This window comes from Parabacteroides sp. AF39-10AC, from assembly GCF_003635405.1.
Classification (GTDB): Bacteria; Bacteroidota; Bacteroidia; order Bacteroidales; family Tannerellaceae; genus Parabacteroides; species Parabacteroides distasonis.
This window is the reverse complement of record NZ_QTLP01000007.1, coordinates 184923-208531: the sequence shown is the minus strand read 5'-3', so window position 1 is coordinate 208531 and position 23609 is coordinate 184923. Positions and strand designations below refer to the sequence as shown.

The 23609-nt window shown below is 50.1% G+C and carries 22 protein-coding genes; 17 read left to right on the top strand and 5 right to left on the bottom strand.

Annotated features, from left to right (window positions below):
• The first annotated feature begins 384 nt into the window (after positions 1-384).
• Positions 385-903, top strand: coding sequence for a dihydrofolate reductase family protein (locus DW033_RS09070; RefSeq protein ID WP_118023845.1), 519 nt, complete (start codon positions 385-387; stop codon positions 901-903).
• A 97-nt stretch (positions 904-1000) separates the two neighbouring features.
• On the opposite strand, the gene DW033_RS09065 is transcribed toward DW033_RS09070, so the two are convergent.
• The gene (locus DW033_RS09065) at positions 1001-3088 is read right to left on the bottom strand and encodes a type IA DNA topoisomerase (RefSeq protein WP_118023846.1); all 2088 of its coding nucleotides are present in this window, start codon (positions 3086-3088) and stop codon (positions 1001-1003) included.
• A 25-nt stretch (positions 3089-3113) separates the two neighbouring features.
• A complete protein-coding gene (locus tag DW033_RS09060) occupies positions 3114-4430 on the bottom strand; it encodes a DUF4099 domain-containing protein (RefSeq protein WP_118023847.1) in 1317 nt (438 codons plus the stop codon).
• Positions 4431-5374: 944 nt separating this feature from the next.
• On the opposite strand from DW033_RS09060, the gene DW033_RS09035 reads away from it, so the two are divergent.
• The 4 genes from DW033_RS09035 to DW033_RS09010 all read left to right on the top strand — a co-directional run bounded on the left by DW033_RS09035 (position 5375) and on the right by DW033_RS09010 (position 9241).
• A complete protein-coding gene (locus DW033_RS09035; protein ID WP_004309980.1) occupies positions 5375-6001 on the top strand; it encodes a Crp/Fnr family transcriptional regulator in 627 nt (208 codons plus the stop codon).
• A gap of 155 nt (positions 6002-6156) precedes the next feature.
• Complete coding sequence (locus DW033_RS09030) at positions 6157-6567, top strand: hypothetical protein (RefSeq protein WP_004309979.1); 411 nt, start codon at positions 6157-6159, stop codon at positions 6565-6567.
• A 946-nt stretch (positions 6568-7513) separates the two neighbouring features.
• Positions 7514-8215, top strand: a complete 702-nt coding sequence (locus tag DW033_RS09015) for a DUF6088 family protein (RefSeq protein WP_011202384.1) — start codon at positions 7514-7516, stop codon at positions 8213-8215.
• Positions 8216-8224: 9 nt separating this feature from the next.
• Positions 8225-9241, top strand: coding sequence for a nucleotidyl transferase AbiEii/AbiGii toxin family protein (locus DW033_RS09010; protein WP_032588333.1), 1017 nt, complete (start codon positions 8225-8227; stop codon positions 9239-9241).
• Positions 9242-9286: 45 nt separating this feature from the next.
• Here DW033_RS09010 and mobC read toward each other — a convergent pair whose 3' ends face one another.
• From mobC to mobA, 3 genes are read right to left on the bottom strand one after another with little or no spacing between them, the layout of a single operon-like run.
• Entirely contained in the window at positions 9287-11296 is a 2010-nt protein-coding gene (mobC, locus tag DW033_RS09005; RefSeq protein WP_118023848.1) for a conjugal transfer protein MobC, read from the bottom strand.
• 19 nt (positions 11297-11315) lie between these two features.
• A complete protein-coding gene (mobB, locus tag DW033_RS09000) occupies positions 11316-12584 on the bottom strand; it encodes a conjugal transfer protein MobB (RefSeq protein WP_118023849.1) in 1269 nt (422 codons plus the stop codon).
• Entirely contained in the window at positions 12569-12991 is a 423-nt protein-coding gene (gene mobA / locus DW033_RS08995) for a conjugal transfer protein MobA (RefSeq protein WP_118023850.1), read from the bottom strand. Before mobA ends, mobB begins: the two co-directional genes overlap by 16 nt.
• A 565-nt stretch (positions 12992-13556) precedes the next feature.
• Between mobA and DW033_RS08985 the strand changes: the two genes are divergently transcribed.
• The 12 genes from DW033_RS08985 to traN all read left to right on the top strand — a co-directional run bounded on the left by DW033_RS08985 (position 13557) and on the right by traN (position 23609).
• Positions 13557-14339: a ParA family protein gene (locus tag DW033_RS08985; RefSeq protein ID WP_005924189.1), complete on the top strand. Its 783-nt coding sequence runs from the start codon at positions 13557-13559 to the stop codon at positions 14337-14339.
• Position 14340: 1 nt separating this feature from the next.
• A complete protein-coding gene (locus DW033_RS08980) occupies positions 14341-14769 on the top strand; it encodes a DUF3408 domain-containing protein (protein ID WP_007478184.1) in 429 nt (142 codons plus the stop codon).
• Positions 14770-14771: 2 nt separating this feature from the next.
• Entirely contained in the window at positions 14772-15401 is a 630-nt protein-coding gene (locus DW033_RS08975) for a hypothetical protein (RefSeq protein ID WP_007478186.1), read from the top strand.
• A 170-nt stretch (positions 15402-15571) separates the two neighbouring features.
• On the top strand, positions 15572-15868 hold the full coding sequence (locus DW033_RS08970) for a DUF4134 domain-containing protein (RefSeq protein ID WP_032581307.1): 297 nt from the start codon (positions 15572-15574) through the stop codon (positions 15866-15868).
• 10 nt (positions 15869-15878) lie between these two features.
• Complete coding sequence (locus DW033_RS08965) at positions 15879-16241, top strand: DUF4133 domain-containing protein (RefSeq protein WP_007566699.1); 363 nt, start codon at positions 15879-15881, stop codon at positions 16239-16241.
• Positions 16238-18751 carry a TraG family conjugative transposon ATPase gene (locus DW033_RS08960; protein WP_007566701.1) on the top strand — a complete coding sequence of 838 codons (2514 nt, stop codon included), beginning with the start codon at positions 16238-16240 and terminating at the stop codon, positions 18749-18751. Before DW033_RS08965 ends, DW033_RS08960 begins: the two co-directional genes overlap by 4 nt.
• An 11-nt stretch (positions 18752-18762) precedes the next feature.
• A complete protein-coding gene (locus tag DW033_RS08955; protein WP_007566703.1) occupies positions 18763-19389 on the top strand; it encodes a DUF4141 domain-containing protein in 627 nt (208 codons plus the stop codon).
• A gap of 19 nt (positions 19390-19408) precedes the next feature.
• Positions 19409-20404, top strand: coding sequence for a conjugative transposon protein TraJ (gene traJ / locus DW033_RS08950; RefSeq protein ID WP_028728967.1), 996 nt, complete (start codon positions 19409-19411; stop codon positions 20402-20404).
• A gap of 20 nt (positions 20405-20424) precedes the next feature.
• Positions 20425-21048 carry a conjugative transposon protein TraK gene (traK, locus tag DW033_RS08945; RefSeq protein ID WP_004325451.1) on the top strand — a complete coding sequence of 208 codons (624 nt, stop codon included), beginning with the start codon at positions 20425-20427 and terminating at the stop codon, positions 21046-21048.
• A gap of 4 nt (positions 21049-21052) precedes the next feature.
• Positions 21053-21349 carry a TraL conjugative transposon family protein gene (locus DW033_RS08940; protein WP_007754134.1) on the top strand — a complete coding sequence of 99 codons (297 nt, stop codon included), beginning with the start codon at positions 21053-21055 and terminating at the stop codon, positions 21347-21349.
• Complete coding sequence (gene traM, locus DW033_RS08935) at positions 21327-22640, top strand: conjugative transposon protein TraM (protein ID WP_007754131.1); 1314 nt, start codon at positions 21327-21329, stop codon at positions 22638-22640. Before DW033_RS08940 ends, traM begins: the two co-directional genes overlap by 23 nt.
• Positions 22641-22673: 33 nt before the next feature.
• Positions 22674-23609 carry a conjugative transposon protein TraN gene (traN, locus tag DW033_RS08930; RefSeq protein ID WP_007754128.1) on the top strand — a complete coding sequence of 312 codons (936 nt, stop codon included), beginning with the start codon at positions 22674-22676 and terminating at the stop codon, positions 23607-23609.

Here is a 23609-nt window from a genome sequence, read left to right as displayed (position 1 = left end):
ATTCATGTGCTTGTGTCCTGCCCTGTTGTGAAACACGGCAGGATTTTTTCTGTTTGCACGTGAAAATTCAGGGTATTTGCTTAACTTTGCAGAAGTTACACGAAAAAAGTAACGGCAGTTGGACGGCGGTTGCCGGAATATTGCCTTTATATATAACATATACGTTCGCCGAACGTCCCAAAGTAGAAAACTGGCACTTTTCAAAATGTGGGGATATTCAGCGCAGGATATGCTATGCGTTTGTCATAGCGTGGCTGCACTGTTTCCACATTTGGGTATGCCAGTACCTCTACTTTGAAACAGCGTCATGCCACGCTTTCTTTTTGAGGTGGCGGCTAACGTGCAAAGACAGTAGGGATTTATATCACTTTAATACCTGACAATATGGAACAAATCAAAGCGCACATCGCCGTATCGCTGGACGGGCATACCGCCACACCGGACTATGAACTGGACTGGATGCCCCGTGAGGTCAAGGAACTGGCGGCAAGGGAACACGCCGCCGCAAGCTGCCTGCTTATGGGGGCGAACACCTACAACTACATCTTTGAACACTGGGGCGGGTGGCCGCACAAAAGCAAGCGGTCTTTTGTGGTGTCACACTACGACACCAACGTGACGCCGGACTGCGGCGTGGAGTTCCTGACCGAAGAACCGCTGCAAAGGGTCTATGAACTTAAACAGGAAACCGACATACTGGTGGTGGGCGGTGGTAAGCTGCTTACTTCATTGATTAAAGCCGGGTTGCTGGACAGCCTGACAATATACACCGTCCCGGTCATGGCGGGCAAAGGCATCGGCTTTATCGGGGAAACATTCGGCTCACATTGGAAACTCTCGGAAAGCAGGGTGCTGGATAACGGGGTGGTCTGTTCGACCTACCTGTTTGGCGGGAGCGTATAAAAAAATGCGCCCGGTTCCCGCCGGGCGCAACCACTAAAATTTCAATTATTATAAGTTGTAAAACCTATCACAATGAAATTTCAGTGGCAAAGATAGGCTATTTCTTCGGTTTCGCTTTCTTTTCGGGGAATGAAAAACCGACATTGAACTGCTCGTCCAGCAACAGCGAAGCATCGAAAGCCTTGCCGTTCTTGCCCTTGAAGCCCTTGATTAGCCCGGTCTTGCGTTTCGTCACCAACTCGACAATCTGCTTGTCGGAAAGCTGCTTGTCGCACTTGTTGCGGAATATGGTAAGCGTGCAATCCACGTTGGAACACTTCGCCACTTTCGGGTAGAACAGGATGCGTCCGCTACCGCATTTCGGGCAGGGGCAGGTTTCACCGCCCGCAACAGATAATTGTACCGAAAGCAGTTCCGCCGTGATTTGGGCGGCGTACACCTCGATACCCTTTCGGAACGTATCGGCATCCATGCTGCCCGCTTCTATCTTGGAAAGGGCGGTTTCCCACATACCCGTCATTTCGACATCGGCAATCTTCTTGTCCTTGACAATCTTGTAAACGGCAAGCCCCTTGTCAGTAGGCACAAGGTTCTTCTTCTCACGCACGATGTACTGGCGGGCGAACAGCGTTTCGATAATCGCCGCACGGGTGGCGGGTGTGCCTATCCCGGCATCTTTCAGGCTGGCTTTCAGTTCGGCATCTTCCAGTTCCTTTCCGGCGTTTTCCATTGCCGCAAGCAGGCTGCTTTCCGTGTGCAGCGGTTTCGGCTTGGTCTGCTTCTCCAACAGTTCCACGTTGAAAATCGGCAGGCTTTCGCCCTCTTGAAGTGGCGGCAGGCTGGCGGCTTCTTCGTCCCCGCCCGTTTCCTGCTCGCCGAACACGGCACGCCAGCCTGCTACTTTCATCACAGCCCCTTTTACCGTGAAGTCGGTATCTCCAGCCGACAATATGGCGGTGGTAACGTCTTTCACGCACTTGCCCGAAAAGGCTTCCAGCATACGCCCGGCTACCAGCTCGTAAACCGCCCGCTCGTCTTTGGAGAGTTCGCCGGGCAGGTTCTCGGTAACGATTAAGGCGTGGTGGTCGGTCACTTTGCCGTCATTCACGCTACGGCGGTTCAGGGGTGTGCCGTCCAGCCCGGCGGCATACCCGGCAAAGCGGGGGTATTGCCCCAGCAGGGCGACACGCTCCGGCATTTCATCGAAAACGTCCTCCGATATATAGCGGCTTCCGGTTCTCGGGTAGGACATCACTTTCTTTTCATACAGGCTTTGCGCTATGGAAAGCGTCTTGTCAGCCGAGAAGTTCAGCTTCGTGTTCGCTTCCTTTTGCAGCGTGGTAAGGTCGTACAAAAGCGGCGGTTCTTGGCAGGCTTCTTTCCTCTCAACGGATTTAACCACAAGTTGCCCGGCATCCTTTACCCGTTGCAGGGCGGCTATGGCTTCGGGCTGCTGTTCCCACTTGGCGGTCGATTGGGCGGTAAAATTTATTCCCCCGCTGGCGGTCGCCGCTTTGAGTTGCCAAAACTTGGCGGGTACGAAATTCTTGTTCTCCAAATAGCGGCTGCATATCATCACGAGCGTGGGTGTCTGTACCCTGCCCAGCGAGAACACCCCCTGCCCGGCGGCAACGCTCAACGCTTGGGTGGCGTTTATCCCTATCAGCCAGTCCGCTTCGCTGCGGGACTTGGCAGAGAAATAGAGGTTATCGTAACGCTCTCCCGGCTGCAAGTTATCCAGCCCCTCACGGATTGCCTTGTCGGTAAGGCTACTTATCCACAGGCGCACAAATGGTTTCCGACAATTCAGGTAATGGAAGATATAGCGGAAGATTAACTCACCCTCACGTCCGGCATCGGTGGCGACAATAATCCGGTCGCACTGGTCGAACACTTCCTTTATCACTTTCAACTGTTTCAGCACGCCGGGGTCTGCCTTGTAGCCTTTCTCCGCTTTCACCTGACGGGGGATTAGCTGGAAATCGGGCGGCAGTATGGGCAGGCTCTCCCGGCGGAAGTTCGCCACGCCGTAGGCTTCCGGCATGGCAAGCTGGATTAAGTGGCCGAACGCCCATGTCACCATATACCCGTTGCCGGAAAGATAACCGTCATTACGCCCGGTCGCACCGATGATGCGGGCGATGTCCTTTGCCACGCTGGGCTTCTCTGCTATCAATGCAATCATAATTCTTTACTTTTTAAGGTGGGTACTACATTTTCATTCCTCTGGACTTCTTGGGCTTGTCCGCTTTCAGGCTCTTGTCCTGCGCCTTGTCCTGCTTCTCTTTCTGCTTGGCGGTGGGCTTGTCCTGACCCTGTTTCAGCGGCTCTTTGCCCTGCTTGGTGGCTTCGTTGGTCTTGCCCCCCGAATTGACCGCTACCTGCGTCCGGCTCTCGGCGGCGGGGGTAACGTCTTTCGGCTGCACCTTGTCGGGGGATTTGCCCTGTACGCCGGGCTGCACATGACCGTTGAACTCAACGCCCTTTCCGTCCTTTATCCCGGCTACCTGCTGTTCTGCGGGCTGCTGTCCCTGCTGCAAGAACTGGACGGCGGCACGGGGCAGGAACTCCAAGCCACGCTCCACCGCACTGACCTGCAAATAGGCACTGCGCTTCGTGCCGTCCCTGAATTGCAGGTTTTCCATTTTCACCGCTTGCCCGGCTTCAAAGGCGGCTTTCTGTTCCGGGCTGACTTGCACGTTACAGATTGTATCGGGGCATTTCCATTTGTCAGCCCGCATGTATTCCAGTTCGTGCGTGTACCTGTCCCGGCTGACAAACACGGGGATTTGCTCGCCGCTTTTCGGGTCTTTGATTTCAGCGATGCCGCCCAAGTTGCCAGTGCCTTGCAAGTTGCCCTGTTCCTGCTTGGTGAACCCGTGTTCATGGAACGGGCGTTGCAACAGCTTTTCGTCCTGCTGCACGCCGTGCAGCTTGGGTATTACCGTGCCGTCCTTTGCCTGATAGAAAGAGAGCTTGACATCGGTAGGTTTGAGGTAGAAGCCGCCCACCGTCCCCGAAACGGTGTAGGTATTTCGGGACTTGTAGCCACGCATCACCCGGTCGAAGTCCTTCGTGTTTTTCAGGGTGTCGGCGGTGATGCCGACTTTTTTCAGGTTCTCCCAGTCGATTTTTGACGGGTCGAAGCGGTAGCCCTGCTTGAACTCGTGGAAGTCGGGCTTCGGAACTCGAAGCATTTCAGCCCGCTTGTTGCCCTCCGGTGTAGGGTTGCGGTGGTTGTCCTCGATTGCCTTTGCGTCCCGCTCCGCTTCGGAAGCCTTGACGCTGAACAGTTCCAGCCCGGAAGTGTCCTGATACTTGCGGTAGAAGTTGGAAATGAAGTTGCTGAACACATCGCTGTTCTTGTCCACCTGCATGAACTCGCCGCCGTGTGTCGGCGGCACGGTCTGCAAATTGCCCTCCTTGTCGATACCCTTAACGGCACTCACCTTGCCCTGCTGTTTATCCAAGACCAGCAGCACGTCTTTTTCCTGCCCCTCTGCGGGCGGGGTCATTCTGTTTGCCATAAATAATTGGAATTTTAGTGGTTACGGGAATAGTCCCGCCCAAAGGTAGCGACTAAATATGCTATATTTGGACGGGCGGCAAGGGCTGTCCGAATTTGTCCTGCGGTGTCCCGATTTGTCCGGGTGGGATGAAATTCCGCAACCATTGGTTGCAGAATTGAAAAGGGCATAAAAAAAGAGAGTGAATGATTTCACTCTCTTTCGATGAACCCTTTGTGAACCCTTTGGTCGTTTTTTGAAATAGCTAAAACTCAAGTAATTTGCATATTTTGCAAAAGAAAATCATTCGAGTATGAACCATATGTGAACCCTTTAATGGATTAGCGGGGAACACTGTTTAAGCGTCATCGCGCTTCGTTAGTAATCTGTTATTGCACTCGTTTCAAATCCCCGATAGATTGGAGTGACATTTCTATGTAGGGAATAGTTTTTAGAATATGGATGTTATCTATTGCTTCTTTACCACCCAATGCCAATGCCGATACAAGACATGGAGATTATAGAATAAAAATAATTCATCTTTCTTATTATCAGTCATTTGAATATTTTCTGTTTTTCTCTATTTTTGCCATTTTCTGTTATTCAGTACACTTTGAAATATCATTTTCTTTTGTACCTTTGCATCCGCAGAAAACAAAAGAAAATCAACTATTTAGTGTAATTACCCGGTTACGGCACCTAAATCGAGATAAAACCTCTAAACAATGGCAATGTTAGAAAATAAAACGAAAGAAAACCCCAAGCTGGAGCAAAATAAGCTCTCGGACGGTAGAATAAGCCTTTACTTAGAGTATTATTTCCTCCTCAAATTATTAAAAGTAATACTGTCAAAAAGAAATACCTTTTATTCTTACTCTTTTCGCCAGTACTTATATCTTGCAGTCAACAGAAAAAAGTTTAGTACGGTTTGGATATATAGACAAAAAACAGACTAAACTCCAAACATGGAAATTCAGATATTTTTTATACATTTCTCTTATATACAAATGATAGCCGAATTCAATTCATATATGAGTAACATAGACATAGACTTCTTCAAGGAGTTGTGTCTGAAACATGGAGAGTTACGACATTATAAAAAGAATGAGTTTATTCTCCATGAAGGTGATGCCTGTTCTTTCTTCGGGTTTATCTTATCAGGCGTAGTCAAATACAGTTGCACCAACCGGACAGAAAACAAGCCGTATAATGTCGGTTTTTCCTTTCCAAATGAATTTATAGCCGATTATCCCACTTGCTTATATGGCATGAAATCAGAATTGAATATACAGGCGATAATCCCGTGCGAGATTTACATCTGTTCTTCTACATTCTTACAGCAAAAATTCAAGGAAAATAATGAAAACCAACGGATAGCCCGTATTGCAGCCGAACAGATGTTTTTCCAATCATATTCACGTTATTTGGATTTATTCAGATTCACACCGGAAGAGCGTTACCTCCAACTTTTAAAAAAATGCCCTGCAATCCTTCAAATGGTATCACTAAAAGAAATAGCATCCTACCTTAAAATTACACCCATACACATGAGCCGAATCAGACGCAAGCAAAGTTTTGACAACAAAAAATAAACATAGGTTTAGAAATTTACATTCATAACAATATTCCAAGAGTATCTTAATCTGCCAAAGAATTCTTCTTTTTATCTTTGTCTTATCTTTGGTTGGTTCAACGAAGAGACAAAATAAAGATTGAATGAGTTAAACAAGAGATTAAAAAAAAGAATATGAAAACAAAAGAAATTCTTGGAATACTTATGCTATTCCTCTGTACATTCAGCTTTATAAGCTGCGACGATGATAATGAACAGACAAATGAATTAACCCCCGAAGCACTTTATCAGACTTCATGGCGTGGAACAGGGCATTGTGAGGCTTGGACAGTACAAAATATGGGGGTCGGTATGCAATTTGTAGATACTCGGAAAGGGAAAGTAAATTGGGAAGGTTACGATGAAATTGATATTACTTATACAATAGAAGGGAAATATATCACATTTAATAGCAATGCTTTATATTTGGGTGGAGCCCCTTGGATTATCAAAAGCTATACCCAAAAACATATAACCATTATACAGAATGAAATTAGTCCAGATAAAGAGAAAGTAGCTACAATTGAATTAGAGAAAATAGATTAAACTGAATCATGGGAACATTAAGTTGCATAAATGTATGCTACAACAGAACAATGAGAACCGTGAGATTTGCAAATTGAGCAAAGAAAGTCATAAATACCTTGTAAATAAAGGAAAAAATGCAGATTCATCTAATATTCCTTTATGTGCTATTATCGGGCTGGTCTATGGGCTGAAACACAAGGAAAAGAGATTCACCTTGTTCTTTTGTATAGGATTGGTTATTGGGTTAGGATGAGCAATTTATATGCTACTGCTAATAAGGTCAATGTAAATCAAAGGAATATGAAACTGAAATATATATTGAATGCTATACTATTTGTTTTGGCATTATCTTTTTTGTCTATGTGTATATTTAAGACTACAGAGTTAAGTTTAAAATGTATGCAATTTGCTGTATCTATCTCTTGTATAGGAGCAATGTTTTCTACAAAAAGATATAGATACATATTTGCATCTATTGCTTTAATCATTATAGGAATATCTTTTTCACTTTAAATGTCCATAATAACGATAATGATTTGATTATTGAATGGTATAATAATAGTCCAGTCTACAGATAGCGACTAAAAACGGGGGCAAGGGATGCCCGAATCTGTCCTGCGGAGCTTGAAATTATCCGGGTGCGGTAAATCTCCAACTGTTGGTTGGAGATTTAAAACGGGTACAGACCGAAGTTAATCGCTTGCTTTAAACGAGCCATTTGTGAGCCATTTGTATATATTGTTTTCGGCTTATAATCAACAGTTTTACAAAAATCGCATTATACTTGTGAGCCATTTGTGAAGCGTTTATGAAGCGTATGGCAAGCCTTTGATTGAGTTTCCGTTATTCTCCTATTATCAGGTGACACGACAAAAAGAAAACATCTTCGGCAAAATCTTTGTTATGTTTTTGCAGGTGATTACATAATATACTATCTTTGCATATAGAAACAAAGGACATAAATATGGCTTCATTCAGAAAAGAGATACTTGGGCAGATTGAACGGATAGATACCGGGCGTATATTCACGTTCCGGGATTTATCGTTTGAAACGGAAAAGACCGCCAATGTTGCGGTGCTGCTCTCCGAACAGAGCCGCAAAGGGGTACTGGTACGGGTTGAAAAGGGGGCGTACTACCGTCCCAAGAAATCAGTGCTGGGGCTGGGAAAGCTGCCAGTCTATCAGGATGAACAGTTCCGCTACCTGACTGAAAAACTGAACGGCTATATCACGGGGGCTTACATCTATAACAAAATGGGGCTGACCGAACAGGTTGCCACAACCATAACGATAGCCACTCCTAACCCGGTTCGCCGTTTCCGTTTCAAGAACTTGGATATAGAGTGCGTGAAAGCCTACTGCATGGACTACCCGGATGAAAGCCTTGTCCCGTACTTGCGGCTGCTCGATGCGATAAAGGACATGAAGCGCATACCCGGAACAACCGGGCAGGACATCTACAACCGGGTCAAGAGCCAATATTTCAACGGGTACAGCCTGCCGGAACTGGAAAAAATCGTATCTTTGGCGAAAAGTTACCCGCCACGTGTCAGAAAGGTGGTGGCGGACATACTGGGCGACATCAGACAAACCGTATTGCAAACAGAAATGGCAAAGACCATTCTTCCCACGACACGGTTCAACTTGGATTATAAAACGGCATAGGACAGAAATATGAATTTACATTCGGACAAGGAAGCGTTCAAGGAAATCATCGCACTGGCGGCTGAACATTTCGGCTACGAGCAGTCGCACGTGGAAAAGGATTACTGGGTATCGAAGATACTGCGGGATATTTCCATGTCCGAATATGCGGATAAGACCTACTTCAAAGGCGGGACTTCACTTTCCAAAGCCTACGGGCTGATAGAACGCTTCTCGGAAGATTTGGACTTGTTCGTGTTCACGGGTGACAAAGGTGCGTCCAAGCAGGCTGAAAAGACATTGAACAAGAAACTTTCCAAATATATAGCCGAACTTAACAGTGACATATACAAGGAAGATTTGTCGGAAACGGGCGGTAATTACCGCAAACTGTATTTCTCGTATGACAATGTATTTCAGGGTGTGGGACTAAAAGAGCATTTGGAAGTAGAGATAAAATCCTGTGACCTGCCGGACAAAAAACTGATGTTCTACCCGGCGGACAAGCGGGTTATCAAACCGATTGTGACCGCCTTTCTTGAAAGCATCGGGCAAGAGGAACTGATAAGCACCTACGGGCTGGGAAGTTTTGAAACGCAGTGCATCAATCCCCGAAAGACTATCTGCGACAAGGTTTCAAGGCTGGTAAAGCTGTCTTACAATGAGGATGCAGCCGCACTGCTGGCAAAGCATATCCGTGACGTTTACGACTTGTCGGCACTCTACCACAATCAGGGATATAACGATTACCTACATTCGGAAGATTTCTTGGATGCCATGTACCGGGTGACGATAGAGGACGGGCTAAACAAAAACTCCCGTTCGCACTTGTCGCTGGCTGATGCTCCGATATTCAAGGATGCCGAAGCGGTCATGGCGTTACCCGAAGTGGCTACGGCGTACACTACCGATTTGAAGAAACTGACCTTTGACAAAAGCAATATGCCGCCGATAGGCAAGGCTGTGGAAACATTGAAGAACCTGCACGAAATATTAGTGCGTTTTGAAGCCTACCGCACAAAAAAACAGAATGAAGAACAACCGTAAAGCTACATCGGCTGTTCTTCACTCCATACATTATATTATATACAGCTATTCTTCCTCTTTTATCAAATGGCATAGCTCCGGGTCGTTCTTAATCCGGGTTATCTCGTCCTCGACAATCTGCCGGACTTCCTGCCGGATGCGGTCATAGTTGGCTTGTATCTCCTCCTGCATCCGGTCGTTGCCGTCCTTGTCGGTGAAGTCGATTATCTGCGGCAGCTTCACGTAACGGGCGGTTTCCCGCTTCACCTTTTCATTGTCCACCACGATTTCGCAGTGGAAAATCTTCTGCTCTATCCGTTCATCGAAGTTGTCCGCCACAGCACCCACGAACATGCCTTGCGTGAGGTTGGATATTTTACTGGCGGGTATCAGGCTGTCCATTTGGGTACTTATAGAGGTGGACTTCTCCCGCTGGTTGATTGTCATGCTCTGCCGTTTCTGCAACACCTTTCCGAAACGCTCGGAAAGGATTTTTGCCGTTTCACCGACTACCTGACCGCTAAACACGTTGCCCACAGTATTTTGTATCACCCGGCTTTCCTTGTCCCCGTAGTCACGGGTAAGCTGGCTGTAATCCTGAAAGCCCAGCAGAACCGCCACCTTGTTGCTTCGGGCAGTAGCAATCAGGTTGTCAAGCCCACGAAAATAAATCGTTGGCAACTCGTCTATTATCACCGAACTTTTAAGCTGACCTTTCTTGTTTATCAGCTTCACGATACGGGAATTATATAAGCCCAGTGCTGCCGAGTAGATATTTTGGCGGTTGGGATTGTTGCCGACAACCAGTATTTTAGGCTCTTTCGGGTTGTTGATGTCGAGTGAAAAATCATCACCCGTCATTACCCAGTAAAGTGCCGGGCTTATCATCCTTGAAAGCGGGATTTTCGCACTGGCAATCTGCCCCTGCAACTGTTCAACTGCCGAACTTTCCCAAGCATCCACGAACGGGGAAAGATAGTTTTCCAGTTCGGGATAACTGCGTAAAATCGTGAAAACATCAGCGTATTTCTTATTTAGCAGTTCAATGGCATGGGGGAACGTGCAATACTTACCGCCTTGATAGATACGGAGATACCAAATTATAGCCGCCAAAAGAATAATCGGGCTTTCCACGAAGAAGTCGCCCTGCTTGCTTATCCAACTTCGATTGAGGTTAAGCATTATCGTGTAGCTTGCTTCATAGGCATCCGCAATGTCCGACATGAAACTGGCGTTTATCGGGTTGCATCGGTGGCTCTTGCGTGGGTCGTCAAAATTGATAATGTAGAATTTGGGCTTTACCTTATACCCGTCCAAGTGGTTAAGCAAATGATTATAAGCGATTTCCGATAAATCGGGAAACTTATAATCATAGCAGTAGAGCGCAAAACCTTTCTCGATTTGCTGTTTTATATAATTATTTACTACTGCGTATGACTTACCACTGCCCGGCGTTCCTAACACGATACTCGCACGAAAAACGTTTACAACGTTAATATAGCCGTTGTTCCACTTCTTCTTATAGTAGAACCGGGTAGGCAAGTTTACAGAGTATTCATTTTCGATAAGCCTTGTTTCCTGCTGGAAACTTTCGTTTTCCGTGTTAAAGACATCATCCATCAGGTTGTTCTTCAACAGCCGGGACATCCATGTACCCGCCATGAGCATACAGATATAGCCCGCCGACAGCGTGGCGATATAAAACACAGTGTCCGCCGTATGTGGCAGCGGAAGTTCCAGCAGCCACCAGTTCAGGAAAAACAACACGACACCCGCCACAAGACTGCAATGTATCTTCGTCCACGTTATCTTTTCCTCTTTCACTCCCTTAGTACCGATGCACGACAGGGCGAGGAACACCACCGAAAAAAGTTTTGTCCAAAGAACGGACGAGAACAGCCCGGTGGTACGCTGGAAGTTCCACAGTATCTTGTCTATCACCTCAAATGTCACTCCCCATTCTTTCAGGGTGGAGTAACAGAACCAGTACACGTTTATTCCCACGAATAGAATACTGATAGCCCGCATAAAGTCCATGACCCGTGCAAGCCCTCTCAAATCATCTTCCTGTTGCATGATTGTAATGTTTTTTAAGTTAGTCGATGCGCCTTGTGCGCTTCTTTTTCTTCTTTCTCTTTTGGCGGGCGGTGTCCTGCGGCTCGTCACCGCCTGATGCACCGCCGCCAAGCAATCCACCGAAAGCACCCAGCACCGAAGCCACACCCGGAACGATATCGGATTTCGGCGTGAAGCCCGGCTGTTCCTGATGCGTGGGCTGGTCTTGCTGTGGTGCTGACAATTCGGACTGGTGCATCTTTCCGGTTTCGCCCGAAAAACGTTCGTTGAACACGTTCGCCGAATACTCCTTGCCCAAGCGTGAACCGTTCAGCACCACCCGGTTGTCATGGTCGATGAACGTAACGCCATAGATGCGCCCGCTGTCATTCTGACGGAATACCACGTCAATGCCCTGCTTCTTTAGCTGCTGTTCCAGTTCCTTGCGGCTGTGGGCGGTCTGCATGGCAGTGGCTACAATCTTCCGGGTGCGCTCTTTCAGCTTGCCGTTCTTAATCAGCTCGCCCGATTTCTCCATTCTGCGCTGCACCGCTTCATAACCTACCGACTTGCCGATGCGGGAAGCCTTTACCGGGTTGCCCGCCTTTTCTCCCTTGTCGTTCATGGCGGAATAGACTATGCCCTGATAGGGCTTGCCGTTCACTTCACCCTTGACATCCTCGGCGCAGACGTTGTAAACGGCAAGCAAAGCCTTGTATTCCCCGAACGATTGGAAGCGGTAGCCGTAGCAAGCCGCTTTCACGGTGTTGCCGATTTGGTGCTTCACGTCCCCGGTGGCATAATCCACCTTTTTAAGTTCCGGACGTTCGGCACGTTCCTTTCGCTCTGCCGGGTGCAGGTTGTATTTCTTTTCCAGTTCACGGGTGATTTGCTTGCTGCGACGATGCTCGAACTTGTCATTCAGCGGTCTGCCGTTCTCGTCCACCCGCAACCCCACGATGTGGATATGGTGGCGGCCGATGTCGGTATGCTTGTACACCAAATAAGGCTGGTTGCCATAGCCCAACTTCTGCATATACTCTTTGGCTATGTCGGAAAGCTGCTGGTCGGTCAGCACGTCTTCCGGGTGCGGGTTTATGGAAATATGAAGTATCGGCTTCTTGGTGGATAGCTGGACGGGCATCTGCATTTCAAAGCTGCGCATACACTCGCCGATAGAGAAGTTCCCGTCCTCGCTCAACAGCATTTTGTTGGAAAAAAGCACCTTTGCTTCCTCGCTGTCCACCTTGTTTTGGTTGTACACCAGTGCGCCGAACATATTGCCGCCCGTGCTTATTTTGGCAACCATAGTTCCTTGCATTCATTGGTTAATGCAATAACTTGGCGGTTCAGTACCGCCAGTTCGGTGGTCGCTTTCTCCAGTTTATAGAGAAAAGCCAATGCCTTTTTCTCCGAAAAGTTGCCGTGTAACGCCTTTACGACTTGGTTGTAATTGACCGCAACCGCCCGGAACTGGGCGTAAAATTCGGTCAGCCGGGCGCAATATTCTACTGCCGATTTGTCCACTTTCACCACCCGGAACGGCTCGCCGAACAGCCGGGCGGCGATGAAACGGGACTTGCTCGTAACGCCCGACTGCTCCCACTGCGAGAGGAAGCGGGCGTTCTCCCGGTCGTTCAGGTAAAGGACATGGCGATGCTTCGCCGGGTCTGCGAGGGCGGGGCGACCGCCCTTGTTGGTTCTTCTTGTTTCCATGCTTCTTTGGATTAAAAAATTACGACTTCGGAGTGATTTTTACCCCCGCAAGGGGCAAGGCGTTTTCAGGCACGGAAAACGGTTTTGTATGCTACAAAACACACCTTGCTATTTTCTGACGAAAATCGAAATCCGTCACGGACGGATTGGGGTTAGCGTGGAACGGTAAGCCCAGCCATTCACCAGCCCTGTTTTACACCTGCGCCCCCTGCGGTTCGTTACTCCGCTGCAAAGTAACGGTGATTTATAATGCTGTAAAATAGGTGGTTGGTGGACAAAACGGGACAGCGCAGGACAAATCGGGACAAGGTTTTCAGGGGACGTTTTTTCTCCCTTTTTTTGCATCGGATTTCAATATTGAAAGCAAGATTGAAAGAAATATTCCAATCAGGAAAGAATGATTGAAAGCAGGATTTCAATAAAACATGATTGCAGGATTTCAATATTTCAAGAAAGAATGAAAGCAGGAAAACAAGATTGAAATAAAACAGTCTTTCAATATTTCAAGATTGCAACATGGAAAGAATGAATGATTGAAAGCAATAAACAAATCTATCAACCAATAATGAACGGAAGCAATATGGAAAACGAGAAAACACCCCTTTATGTCGCCTTTTCCACCCAAAAGGGCGGGGTCGGCAAAACCACCTTTACCGTGCTGGCGGCGAGTTACCTATACTACCTCAAAGGCTACGATGTGGCGGTGGTCGATTGCGACTACCCGCAACACTCCATTGCCGGGATGCGAAAGCGGGATGCCGAGCAGGTCGGGGCGGATGAAGATTACAAGCGAATGGCGTATGAGCAGTTCACCCGGCTGGGGAAGAAAGCCTACCCGGTATTGTGCAGTTCACCTGAAAAGGCGATTGCAACGGCTGACGAACATATAGCCGCCGGACACGTGCCGGATATAGTGTTTTTCGACCTGCCCGGCACGGTGAACAGCGAGGGCGTGATAAACTCCCTTGCGGGCATGGACTACATTTTCACCCCCATTTCAGCCGACAAGGTGGTGCTGGAAAGCAGCCTGTCGTTCGCAATGGCTATCCAAAAGCTATTGGTGAGGAATGAAGCCTGCCGACTTGCCGGGCTGTACCTCTTTTGGAACATGGTGGACGGTAGGGAGAAAACAGACCTTTACACCGCCTACGACAAGACCATTAAGGAACTGGAACTGCCGCTGATGAAAACCTTTATCCCCGATACCAAACGCTACAAAAAGGAACTGGTGGCGGATAAAAAGGCGGTGTTCCGCTCCACGCTCTTTCCCGCCAGCCGCCCGTTGGTAAGGGGAAGCAACTTGGAAGAACTGATAACCGAAATAGTGTACTACATCAAATTAAAATGATATGGCAAAGCAAAGCGGCGGGATGCCGAAGATAGACGAGGATTTTATGCGGGAACTTATCTCGCAGGGTGTACCCGCCAAGCGGGAGAGCCAGCCGGATGATGAACCGCAGCCCGGCAGCGAAACGGAAACCGCCCACGAGGGACGGCAGGCTGAAACAGTGCAAGTAGAGAAACCGACACCCCGCAAGCGCAAGGGCGGTTCGGGCGACTACCGGGAAACCTACTTTCAGAAAGTGGAACTGGCAGACCGACAGCCCTTGTACGTGAGCCGAACCACGCATGAGAAGCTGATGCGTATCGTGACGGTGATAGGCGGGCGAAAGGTGACGGTAAGCAGCTACGTGGAAAACATTCTGCTGCGCCACTTCGAGCAGTACCAAGACGAGATAAACACCCTGTACGAAAGCCACTTCCAAAAGCCTGTCTGACTATGGTAATCTATTGCATACTTACCGGGCTTTTGGTGTACTACATCGCCCTGTGGCTGTGGTATCGCTACACGGACAGCCGGACATCACCGGGCAAAACGGATGATGCGCCGCTTCCACGAAACGGGGTTTCAGGCTACACGCTGATAGGTGAAAGCCGATACAAGAGCGGACAATTTCAGACAGCGCAGGACAAATCGGGACACCTCCCGCAAGCGGCTGAAAATGATACTATTTTTGCGCCGCAGGCTGACGGACTGCCGGAAGAAACGCCCGGTTACGAGAATGACGAACCCGACTACGAGGACGAGGAAATAGCCGGGTACATGGACGGTGACGATGATACCGGGCGGGCTACGGGCGTGAGCTTTGACGAACTGGGCGAAGCGGTACGCACGGCGAACGCCGACAACCCCACCGAAACGGAACAGCGGCAAGCCGCCGGGACACTGGCAAGGATTGAGGGGACGAACCTCTACGATGCGGTGGTGGAGAACATCAACGGCGGGCTGGCAAAGGTGGCGGAACTGCTGGGACGCAACGAAGCGGAACTGGCTGCGGCTGCTGTCCCTGCCGAAGCTGGCAATAAAAGCAAGGAACACGAAGCGTTCGACATGAACGATTTCCTATAATATAATAATGTATAAGCCTGACAGCATGAAACAGCGTGATTACGGTTGATTGGCAACCTGAAAACCAAACAGACAAACGGGACTATCCCCGACCACTAAAATTTCAAATTATTCACCAGCCGGGAAAGGCGGACTATCCACCCGCCGCCCGGCATTAAAAACAAATCACAATGAGAAAGAAAATCTTCTTGTCGGCGGCTATACTTGCCGCCGTGGTAAGTGCCTACGCACAAGGAAACGGGCAGGCGGGCATCACCGAAGCCACGAACCTAATCACCGGGTATTTCGACCCCGGAACAAAACTGGTGTACGCAATCGGGGCGGTCTGCGGCTTGATTGGCGGGGGAAAAGTATATAACAAGTTTTCAAGCGGCGACCCCGACACCTCAAAGACCGCCGCCAGTTGGTTCGGGGCGTGCATCTTCCTGATTGTAGCCGCCACTATCCTGCGCTCGTTCTTCCTCTAAACCTGCGGCTATGTCTGACGAGTTGTTGAGGGCTAAGCCCGAAAAATATCAGGTAAACAGGGGTATCGGGAAGCCCGTGGAGTTCAAGGGGCTGAAAAGCCAGTACCTCTTTATCTTTTGCGGCGGCTTGCTCGCCGTCTTCGTGGTGTTCATCGTCCTGTTCATGGCGGGCGTGAACCAGTGGCTATGTATCGGTTTCATCGTGTCGGCTTCGCTGCTGCTCGTGTGGCAGACGTTCCGGCTCAACGCCAAGTACGGCACGCACGGGCTGATGAAAGCCGCCGCACGCAAACGGCATCCACGCTTCATTATCAGCCGAAAGGCGATACCCCGATTATTCACCTACAAAAAAAGAAAGGAAGAAAGACCATGAGAAATATGTTAAAGGCTACCACGCTGGAAAGGAAATTCCCCCTTTTGGCGGTGGAGAACGGCTGCATCATTTCAAAGGATGCGGACATAACGGTGGCTTTCAGGGTGGAACTGCCCGAACTGTTCACCGTCACCAGTGCCGAGTACGAAGCCATACATTCGGCATGGTACAAGGCAATCAAGGTGCTGCCCGACTACTCCATAGTACACAAGCAGGACTTCTTCATCAAGGAGAACTACCAGCCCGACACGGAAAGGGACGAGCTTAGTTTTTTAAGCCGCTCCTTTGAACGGCACTTCAATGAACGCCCGTTCCTGAACCATTACTGCTACCTGTTCCTGACAAAGACGACAAGGGAGAGAAGCCGCCGACAGAGCGACTTCTCCACCCTATGCCGGGGCAGGATTGTACCGCAGGAGATAGCCGACAAGGAAGCGGCGGCAAAGTTCATCGAAGCGGTCGGGCAGTTTGAAAGGATTATGAACGACAGCGGGTTTGTCACCCTTACCCGGCTGGCGGCATCGGAAATCACCGGGCAGGACGGAAAGGCGGGCATCATCGAGAAATACTTCTCGCTATCGCAGACAGATACCACCTGCCTGAAAGACATCGGGCTGTACCCGGAAGAAATGCGTGTCGGGGACGACATACTGTGCCTGCACACGCTTTCGGACGTGGAAGATTTGCCCGGAAAGGTCGGGACGGACACACGGTTTGAGAAGCTGTCCACTGACCGGAGCGACTGCCGACTGTCATTCGCCGCCCCGGTGGGCGTGCTGTTGTCGTGCAACCACGTCTATAACCAGTTCATCTTCATAGACGACCACGCCGAAAACCTGAAGAACTTCGAGCAGACCGCCCGGAACATGCAATCGCTCTCCCGTTATTCCCGTGCCAACCAAGTGAACAAGGAATGGATAGACGAGTACCTGAACGAAGCGCACAGCAAGGGGCTTGTATCGGTGCGCTGCCACTGCAACGTCATGGCATGGAGTGACGACCGGGAAGAACTCAAACGCATACGCAACGATGTGGGAAGCCAGCTTGCGCTAATGGAGTGCAAGCCACGCCACAACACGGTCGATACGCCCACGCTCTTTTGGGCGGGCATACCCGGAAACGAAGCGGACTTCCCCGCAGAGGAAAGTTTCTACACGTTCTTGGGGCAGGCTCTCTGCCTGTTCGTGGAAGAAACGAACTACAAGAGTTCGCTTTCGCCGTTCGGCATCAAAATGGTGGACAGGGTGAGCGGTCGCCCGCTGCATATCGACATATCGGATTTGCCCATGAAGAAAGGCATCACGACCAACCGCAACAAGTTCATACTTGGGCCGAGCGGGTCGGGTAAGTCTTTCTTTACCAACCACATGGTGCGTCAGTATTACGAGCAGGGGGCGCACGTGCTGCTGGTAGATACGGGTAACAGTTACTTGGGGCTGTCCCAGCTTATCCACAACCGCACGCACGGCGAGGACGGGATTTATTTCACCTACACCAACGAGAACCCGATAGCGTTCAACCCGTTCTATGTCGAGGACGGGGTATTCGACATAGAGAAGAAAGAGAGCATCAAGACCCTTATACTCACCCTGTGGAAGCGGGATGATGAAGCCCCGAAGCGGTCGGAAGAAGTGGCGTTGTCAAACGCCGTGAGTGCCTATATCGAACTGACAGGCAAAGACCGTTCGGTAACGCCCTGCTTCAACACGTTCTACGAGTTTGTCCGGGATGATTACCGCCGACAGCTTGAACAGAAGAACGTCAGGGAAAAGGATTTTGACATAAACAATTTCCTGAACGTGCTTGAACCGTACTATCGTGGCGGTGAGTACGACTACCTGCTGAACTCCGACAAGGAACTGGATTTGTTGCACAAACGCTTCATTGTCTTTGAGTTGGACAACATCAAAGACCACAAGATTTTATTCCCGGTAACGACTATCATCATCATGGAAGCCTTTATAAACAAGATGCGCAAGTTAAAGGGAATAAGGAAGTTAATACTAATCGAGGAAGCGTGGAAAGCGATTGCATCGGCGAACATGGCGGACTATATCCGCTACCTCTACAAAACCGTCCGAAAATATTTCGGGGAAGCGATTGTAGTCACGCAAGAGATTGAGGATATTATTTCTTCCCCTATCGTGAAAGAGAGTATCATCAATAACTCGGACTGCAAAATCCTGTTAGACCAAAGAAAATATCTCAACAAGTTTGACAGCATACAGAACCTCTTGGGACTGACCGACAAGGAGCGTTCGCAGATATTGTCTATCAACATGGCGAACCACCCCGGACGGAAGTACAAGGAAGTTTTCTTCTCGCTGGGCGGCACGCAGTCGGCGGTGTACGCCACAGAAGTTTCATTGGAAGAATATTACACCTTCACGACAGAGGAAAGCGAGAAAATGGAACTGTTCGCACTTGCCGACAAGCTGGGCGGCAACCTTGAACTGGCTATCAAGAGGCTTGCAGAAAGCAAACGTAATCCCCAATCATCAACAACTTAAAAATCAGGAACATGAAAAGAACAATTCTCCTTATGGCGGTATGCCTTTGCTTCATCGGCAACGCATCCGCACAGTGGGTGGTGTCAGACCCCGGCAATTTGGCACAGGGCATCATCAACACCACCAAGCAGATAGTGCAGACTTCCACCACAGCCAAAAACACGCTGGACGGCTTCATGGAAGCGCAGAAGATTTTCCAGCAGGGAAAAGTCTATTACGATGCGCTCAAAGCGGTACACGATGTTGTCAAGGGCGGCATCAAGGTGAAGAAGTCCATTGAACTGGTGGCGGAAATATCCGAAATCTACGTGCGAAACTACCAGAACATGCTGGCTGACCCGAACTACACGCCGGATGAACTCACCGCCATTTCAGCCGGGTATGCCAAGCTGCTCTCCGAAAGTGCGGACGTGTTGCAGGACTTGAAGAATGTAGTGAACGTGACGGGTATGTCGCTGACGGATGCCGAAAGGCTGGCGGTAATCAACAACGCCTACAAAAGCCTGCTCAACTACCGCAACCTCGTGAACTACTACACCCGAAAGAACATATCCGTGTCCTACCTGCGGGCAAAGAAGAAGAACGACACAGACCGGGTGCTGGCTCTTTACGGCTCGGCGGATGAACGCTACTGGTAACATATAAATCGGTATGCCTATGTTATTAGCAGCGGTGGATTTTGACAACCTGCACCAAGTGTTGCGGGTGCTGTACGATGAAATGATGCCCTTGTGCAGCAACATGACGGGGGTAGCCAAAGGAATAGCCGGGCTGGGTGCGCTGTTCTATGTAGCCGCCAAAGTGTGGCAGTCGCTCGCACGTGCCGAACCCATAGACGTGTACCCGCTCCTGCGTCCCTTTGCGCTGGGGCTGTGCATCATGTTCTTTCCCACGTTCGTGCTGGGGACTATCAACACGGTATTGTCGCCAGTGGTGAAAGGGTGCAACCAACTTATGGAAACGCAGACTTTCGACATGAACGAATACCGGGCACAGAAAGACCGACTGGAATATGAAGCCCTGATGCGTAGCCCCGAAACGGCTTACCTCGCTTCGGACGAGGAATTTGACAGGCAACTGGAAGAACTGGGCTGGTCGCCCTCCGATATGGTAACTATGACGGGTATGTATATGGACAGGGCGGCGTACAATATAAAGAAGTCCGTCCGGGACTGGTTCAGGGAACTGCTGGAAATGCTCTTTCAGGCGGCGGGGCTGATTATAGACACGCTGCGCACGTTCTTCCTAATCGTGTTAAGCATACTGGGTCCGCTGGCGTTTGCGATTTCCGTCTATGACGGTTTCCAAAGCACGCTGACCCAGTGGATTTCACGCTATATATCCATTTACCTGTGGCTACCCGTGTCGGACTTGTTCAGCAGCGTGCTGGCACGCATACAAACCCTGATGCTACAAAAAGACATCGAGCAGCTTTCAGACCCGAATTTCATTCCTGACGGGAGCAGCACCGTGTATGTAATCTTTATGATTATCGGCATCGTGGGCTACTTCACCATTCCAACGGTGGCAAGCTGGATAGTGTCGGCTGGCGGTACGTCTGCCTATAACCGCAACGTGGCACGGGCTGGGTCAATCGCCGGGGCGGCGGTCGGTGCGGCAAGCGGGAAAGTAACCGGGAAACTACTCAAATAACCAACATCAATATTTAGTATATGGAATTTAAGTCATTAACGAACATCGAAACGAGTTTCCGGCAAATCAGGCTCTTTGCGCTGGTATTCATCTGCCTGTGCGCACTGGTGACGGGCTTTGCCGTGTGGAACTCGTACAGCTTCGCCGAAAAGCAGCGGCAGAAGATATACGTCCTCGACAACGGCAAAAGCCTGATGCTGGCACTCTCGCAGGACATGGCGCAGAACAGACCCGTGGAAGCCAAGTCGCACGTGCGGCGTTTCCACGAACTTTTCTTCACGCTCTCACCCGACAAGGGGGCTATCGAAAGCAACATCAAACGCTCGCTGTTCCTCGCCGACAAGACCGCTTTCAACTATTACAAGGACTTGGCGGAAAAGGGCTACTACAACCGGGTGATTTCCGGAAACGTCACGCAGACGGTGGAGATTGACAGCGTGAAGTGCGACTTCGACCAGTACCCCTACAAGGTGAACACGTATGCCCGCCAGTTGATTGTCCGGGAAAGCAGCCTGACGGTGCGAAGCCTTGTGACCTCGTGCCGCCTGCTCAACGCCACACGGAGCGACAACAACCCGCACGGCTTCATCATCGAAGCGTTCACCATTACCGAGAACAAGGATTTGCAGACCATTAAGAGATAGCCTTATGGAAAGAAAACGAAACTACATCGGAAAGGTGCGGGACTGGGCGGACGACCGCCTGCGCCGAATGTGCGGACGGATTACGCCGGGCAAAAGGCTGGCGGTTATCCTCGTGATGTTCTTCTTCCTTGGCGGCTTGTCTATCTACATTACCGTTTCATCAATCTACAACATCGGGAAGCGGGACGGCAGGCGGCTGCAAATAGAACACATCAGGCAACTGCCGTTGCACGGCAACGACACAACCAAAAGTATCAACCCCTTAAACAGACCGCAATATGGAAGAAGTACAGAAGAATGAGAACGGCACGACCGTACCGCAGGCGGACGGGAAGCCGAAAAAGGAAGATAAACCCAAACGGGAACTTACCCCGCAGCAGGTGCAGCAGCGCAGGAAAATGATAGTCTTCCCGCTGATGTTCCTTGCCTTTGCCGGGTGCATGTACCTGATATTCGCACCCTCCGGCAAAGAGGACGTGAACGTGGAAAGCGTGGGCGGCTTCAACGCCGACATACCCCTGCCCGCAGAGGACGGGATTATAGCCGACAAGCAAAAGGCTTACGAACAGGCGATGATAAGCCGCAGGCAGCAGGAGAAGATACAGTCCTTGCAGGACTTCGGTTTCACCGGGAACGATGAAGCGGAAGAACCGCAAGCGGAAATCGACCTGATGCCGGAAGAGGATGCGAAGCCCCAAAGGGGCGGCGGTGCTTCTTCGGCATACGCTTACCGGGACATCAACCGCCAGTTAAGCACGTTCTATGAAACTCCGGCGGTGGACGAGGAAAAAGAGGACTTGAAGCGGCAGGTAGCGGAACTGACCGATAGGCTGCAACAACAGAACGCCACACCCACCGCTGACGACCAAATGGCACTCTTGGAAAAGTCCTACGAGCTGGCGGCAAAGTACATGAACGGCGGGCAGGGACAAGTCGCACAAGTCCCGGTAACGGGCGACATTGACCGCAAGCCGGATGCGGTGGCGGTGCAGGCTGTCAGGGAAACGACCGTTTCGGGATTGCGGCAGCCCATGAGCGATGCCGACTTCATCCGGGCTTACAGCCAGCCACGAAACTACGGCTTCAACACGGCAGTAGGCACGGGGTACGCTATGGGAAAGAACACGGTAGCCGCCTGCATCCACCAAGACCAAACCCTGACGGACGGGCAGGCGGTGAAACTACGGCTGCTCGAACCCATGCAGGCGGGGAACATAGTCGTGCCGAAGAATACCCTCGTGGCGGGGACGGCAAAGGTGCAGGGCGAGCGGCTTGACATACTGGTGTCCTCGATTGAGTACGCTGGCAACATCATCCCGGTGGAACTCGCCGTGTTCGACACGGACGGGCAAAAGGGGCTGTCCGTCCCGTCCTCTATGGAGCAGGAAGCGTTCAACGAAGCTATGGCGAATATCGGAAGCGGGCTGGGTACAAGCATTTCCTTTGCCCAAAGTGCCGGGCAGCAGGTGGCTATGGACGTGACAAGGGGATTGCTGCAAGGAACGTCCGGCTACCTCGCCAAGAAGTTCCGAACCGTGAAAGTGAAGCTGAAAGCCGGGTACAGGGTGATGCTTTACGCCAAACAACAATAACCATTTTATCAACCGTTAAAATTTCAATTAGCAATGAAACAGATTTTTGTAATGTTCGCCCTCTTGCTGGGCGTGTGTGCGGCAAACGCACAAACCACTGACACCGTGAAGTATGCGGCTGGCAACGACTTGTACCGGGGGATTACCCGGAAACTCCCGTACCGCCAAATGGTTACGCCCTACGGCGTGGAAGTGACCTTTGCCAAGACGGTGCATATCATCTTCCCCGCCGCCGTCCGCTATGTCGATTTGGGAAGCAACCATATCATAGCGGGCAAGGCGGACGGTGCGGAGAACGTAATCAGGGTGAAAGCCACGACAGAGGGCTTTCCGGGAGAAACGAACTTCTCCGTTATCTGCGAGGACGGCAGTTTCTTTTCGTTCAACGCCAAGTACGCCCGTGAACCGGAAATGCTCAACATCGAAATGAAAGACTTCTTGGAGAATGAAGATACGTCCGACTTCTCACATACCCGGATGAACATCTATTTCCGGGAACTGGGGAATGAAAGCCCGCTATTGGTGAAACTGATAATGCAGAGCATCTACAAGAACAATGACCGGAAAGTGCGCCACTTGGGTAGCAAGCGTTTCGGCATACAGTTCTTAATCAAGGGGATTTACACCTATAACGGGATGCTCTATGTACACACGCAGACAAAGAACAGTTCCAACGTGCCTTTCGATACCGACTTCATCAAGTTTAAGATAACCGATAAGAAAGTACCCAAGCGCACGGCTATTCAGGAAACGGTGCTGGATGCGGTACGTAGCTACAACGAGGTGATAGAGATTGCAGGAAAAAGTACCGTGCGCACGGTGTACGCCCTGCCGAAGTTCACCATTCCTGACGACAAGCTGCTGGTCGTGGAACTCTACGAGAAGAACGGCGGGCGGCATCAGACCATACGGGTGGAGAACGCCGACATCGTGAACGCAGAAGTGATTGACGAACTAAAAATCAAATAG

Bases quoted from the DNA above. Each gene is read 5' to 3' on its own strand.
- DW033_RS09070 (WP_118023845.1), top strand. From the start codon at position 385: ATGGAACAAATCAAAGCGCACATCGCCGTATCGCTGGACGGGCATACC.
- DW033_RS09065 (WP_118023846.1), bottom strand. From the start codon at position 3,088: ATGATTGCATTGATAGCAGAGAAGCCCAGCGTGGCAAAGGACATCGCC.
- DW033_RS09060 (WP_118023847.1), bottom strand. From the start codon at position 4,430: ATGGCAAACAGAATGACCCCGCCCGCAGAGGGGCAGGAAAAAGACGTG.
- DW033_RS09035 (WP_004309980.1), top strand. From the start codon at position 5,375: ATGGAAATTCAGATATTTTTTATACATTTCTCTTATATACAAATGATA.
- DW033_RS09030 (WP_004309979.1), top strand. From the start codon at position 6,157: ATGAAAACAAAAGAAATTCTTGGAATACTTATGCTATTCCTCTGTACA.
- DW033_RS09015 (WP_011202384.1), top strand. From the start codon at position 7,514: ATGGCTTCATTCAGAAAAGAGATACTTGGGCAGATTGAACGGATAGAT.
- DW033_RS09010 (WP_032588333.1), top strand. From the start codon at position 8,225: ATGAATTTACATTCGGACAAGGAAGCGTTCAAGGAAATCATCGCACTG.
- mobC (WP_118023848.1), bottom strand. From the start codon at position 11,296: ATGCAACAGGAAGATGATTTGAGAGGGCTTGCACGGGTCATGGACTTT.
- mobB (WP_118023849.1), bottom strand. From the start codon at position 12,584: ATGGTTGCCAAAATAAGCACGGGCGGCAATATGTTCGGCGCACTGGTG.
- mobA (WP_118023850.1), bottom strand. From the start codon at position 12,991: ATGGAAACAAGAAGAACCAACAAGGGCGGTCGCCCCGCCCTCGCAGAC.
- DW033_RS08985 (WP_005924189.1), top strand. From the start codon at position 13,557: ATGAACGGAAGCAATATGGAAAACGAGAAAACACCCCTTTATGTCGCC.
- DW033_RS08980 (WP_007478184.1), top strand. From the start codon at position 14,341: ATGGCAAAGCAAAGCGGCGGGATGCCGAAGATAGACGAGGATTTTATG.
- DW033_RS08975 (WP_007478186.1), top strand. From the start codon at position 14,772: ATGGTAATCTATTGCATACTTACCGGGCTTTTGGTGTACTACATCGCC.
- DW033_RS08970 (WP_032581307.1), top strand. From the start codon at position 15,572: ATGAGAAAGAAAATCTTCTTGTCGGCGGCTATACTTGCCGCCGTGGTA.
- DW033_RS08965 (WP_007566699.1), top strand. From the start codon at position 15,879: ATGTCTGACGAGTTGTTGAGGGCTAAGCCCGAAAAATATCAGGTAAAC.
- DW033_RS08960 (WP_007566701.1), top strand. From the start codon at position 16,238: ATGAGAAATATGTTAAAGGCTACCACGCTGGAAAGGAAATTCCCCCTT.
- DW033_RS08955 (WP_007566703.1), top strand. From the start codon at position 18,763: ATGAAAAGAACAATTCTCCTTATGGCGGTATGCCTTTGCTTCATCGGC.
- traJ (WP_028728967.1), top strand. From the start codon at position 19,409: ATGTTATTAGCAGCGGTGGATTTTGACAACCTGCACCAAGTGTTGCGG.
- traK (WP_004325451.1), top strand. From the start codon at position 20,425: ATGGAATTTAAGTCATTAACGAACATCGAAACGAGTTTCCGGCAAATC.
- DW033_RS08940 (WP_007754134.1), top strand. From the start codon at position 21,053: ATGGAAAGAAAACGAAACTACATCGGAAAGGTGCGGGACTGGGCGGAC.
- traM (WP_007754131.1), top strand. From the start codon at position 21,327: ATGGAAGAAGTACAGAAGAATGAGAACGGCACGACCGTACCGCAGGCG.
- traN (WP_007754128.1), top strand. From the start codon at position 22,674: ATGAAACAGATTTTTGTAATGTTCGCCCTCTTGCTGGGCGTGTGTGCG.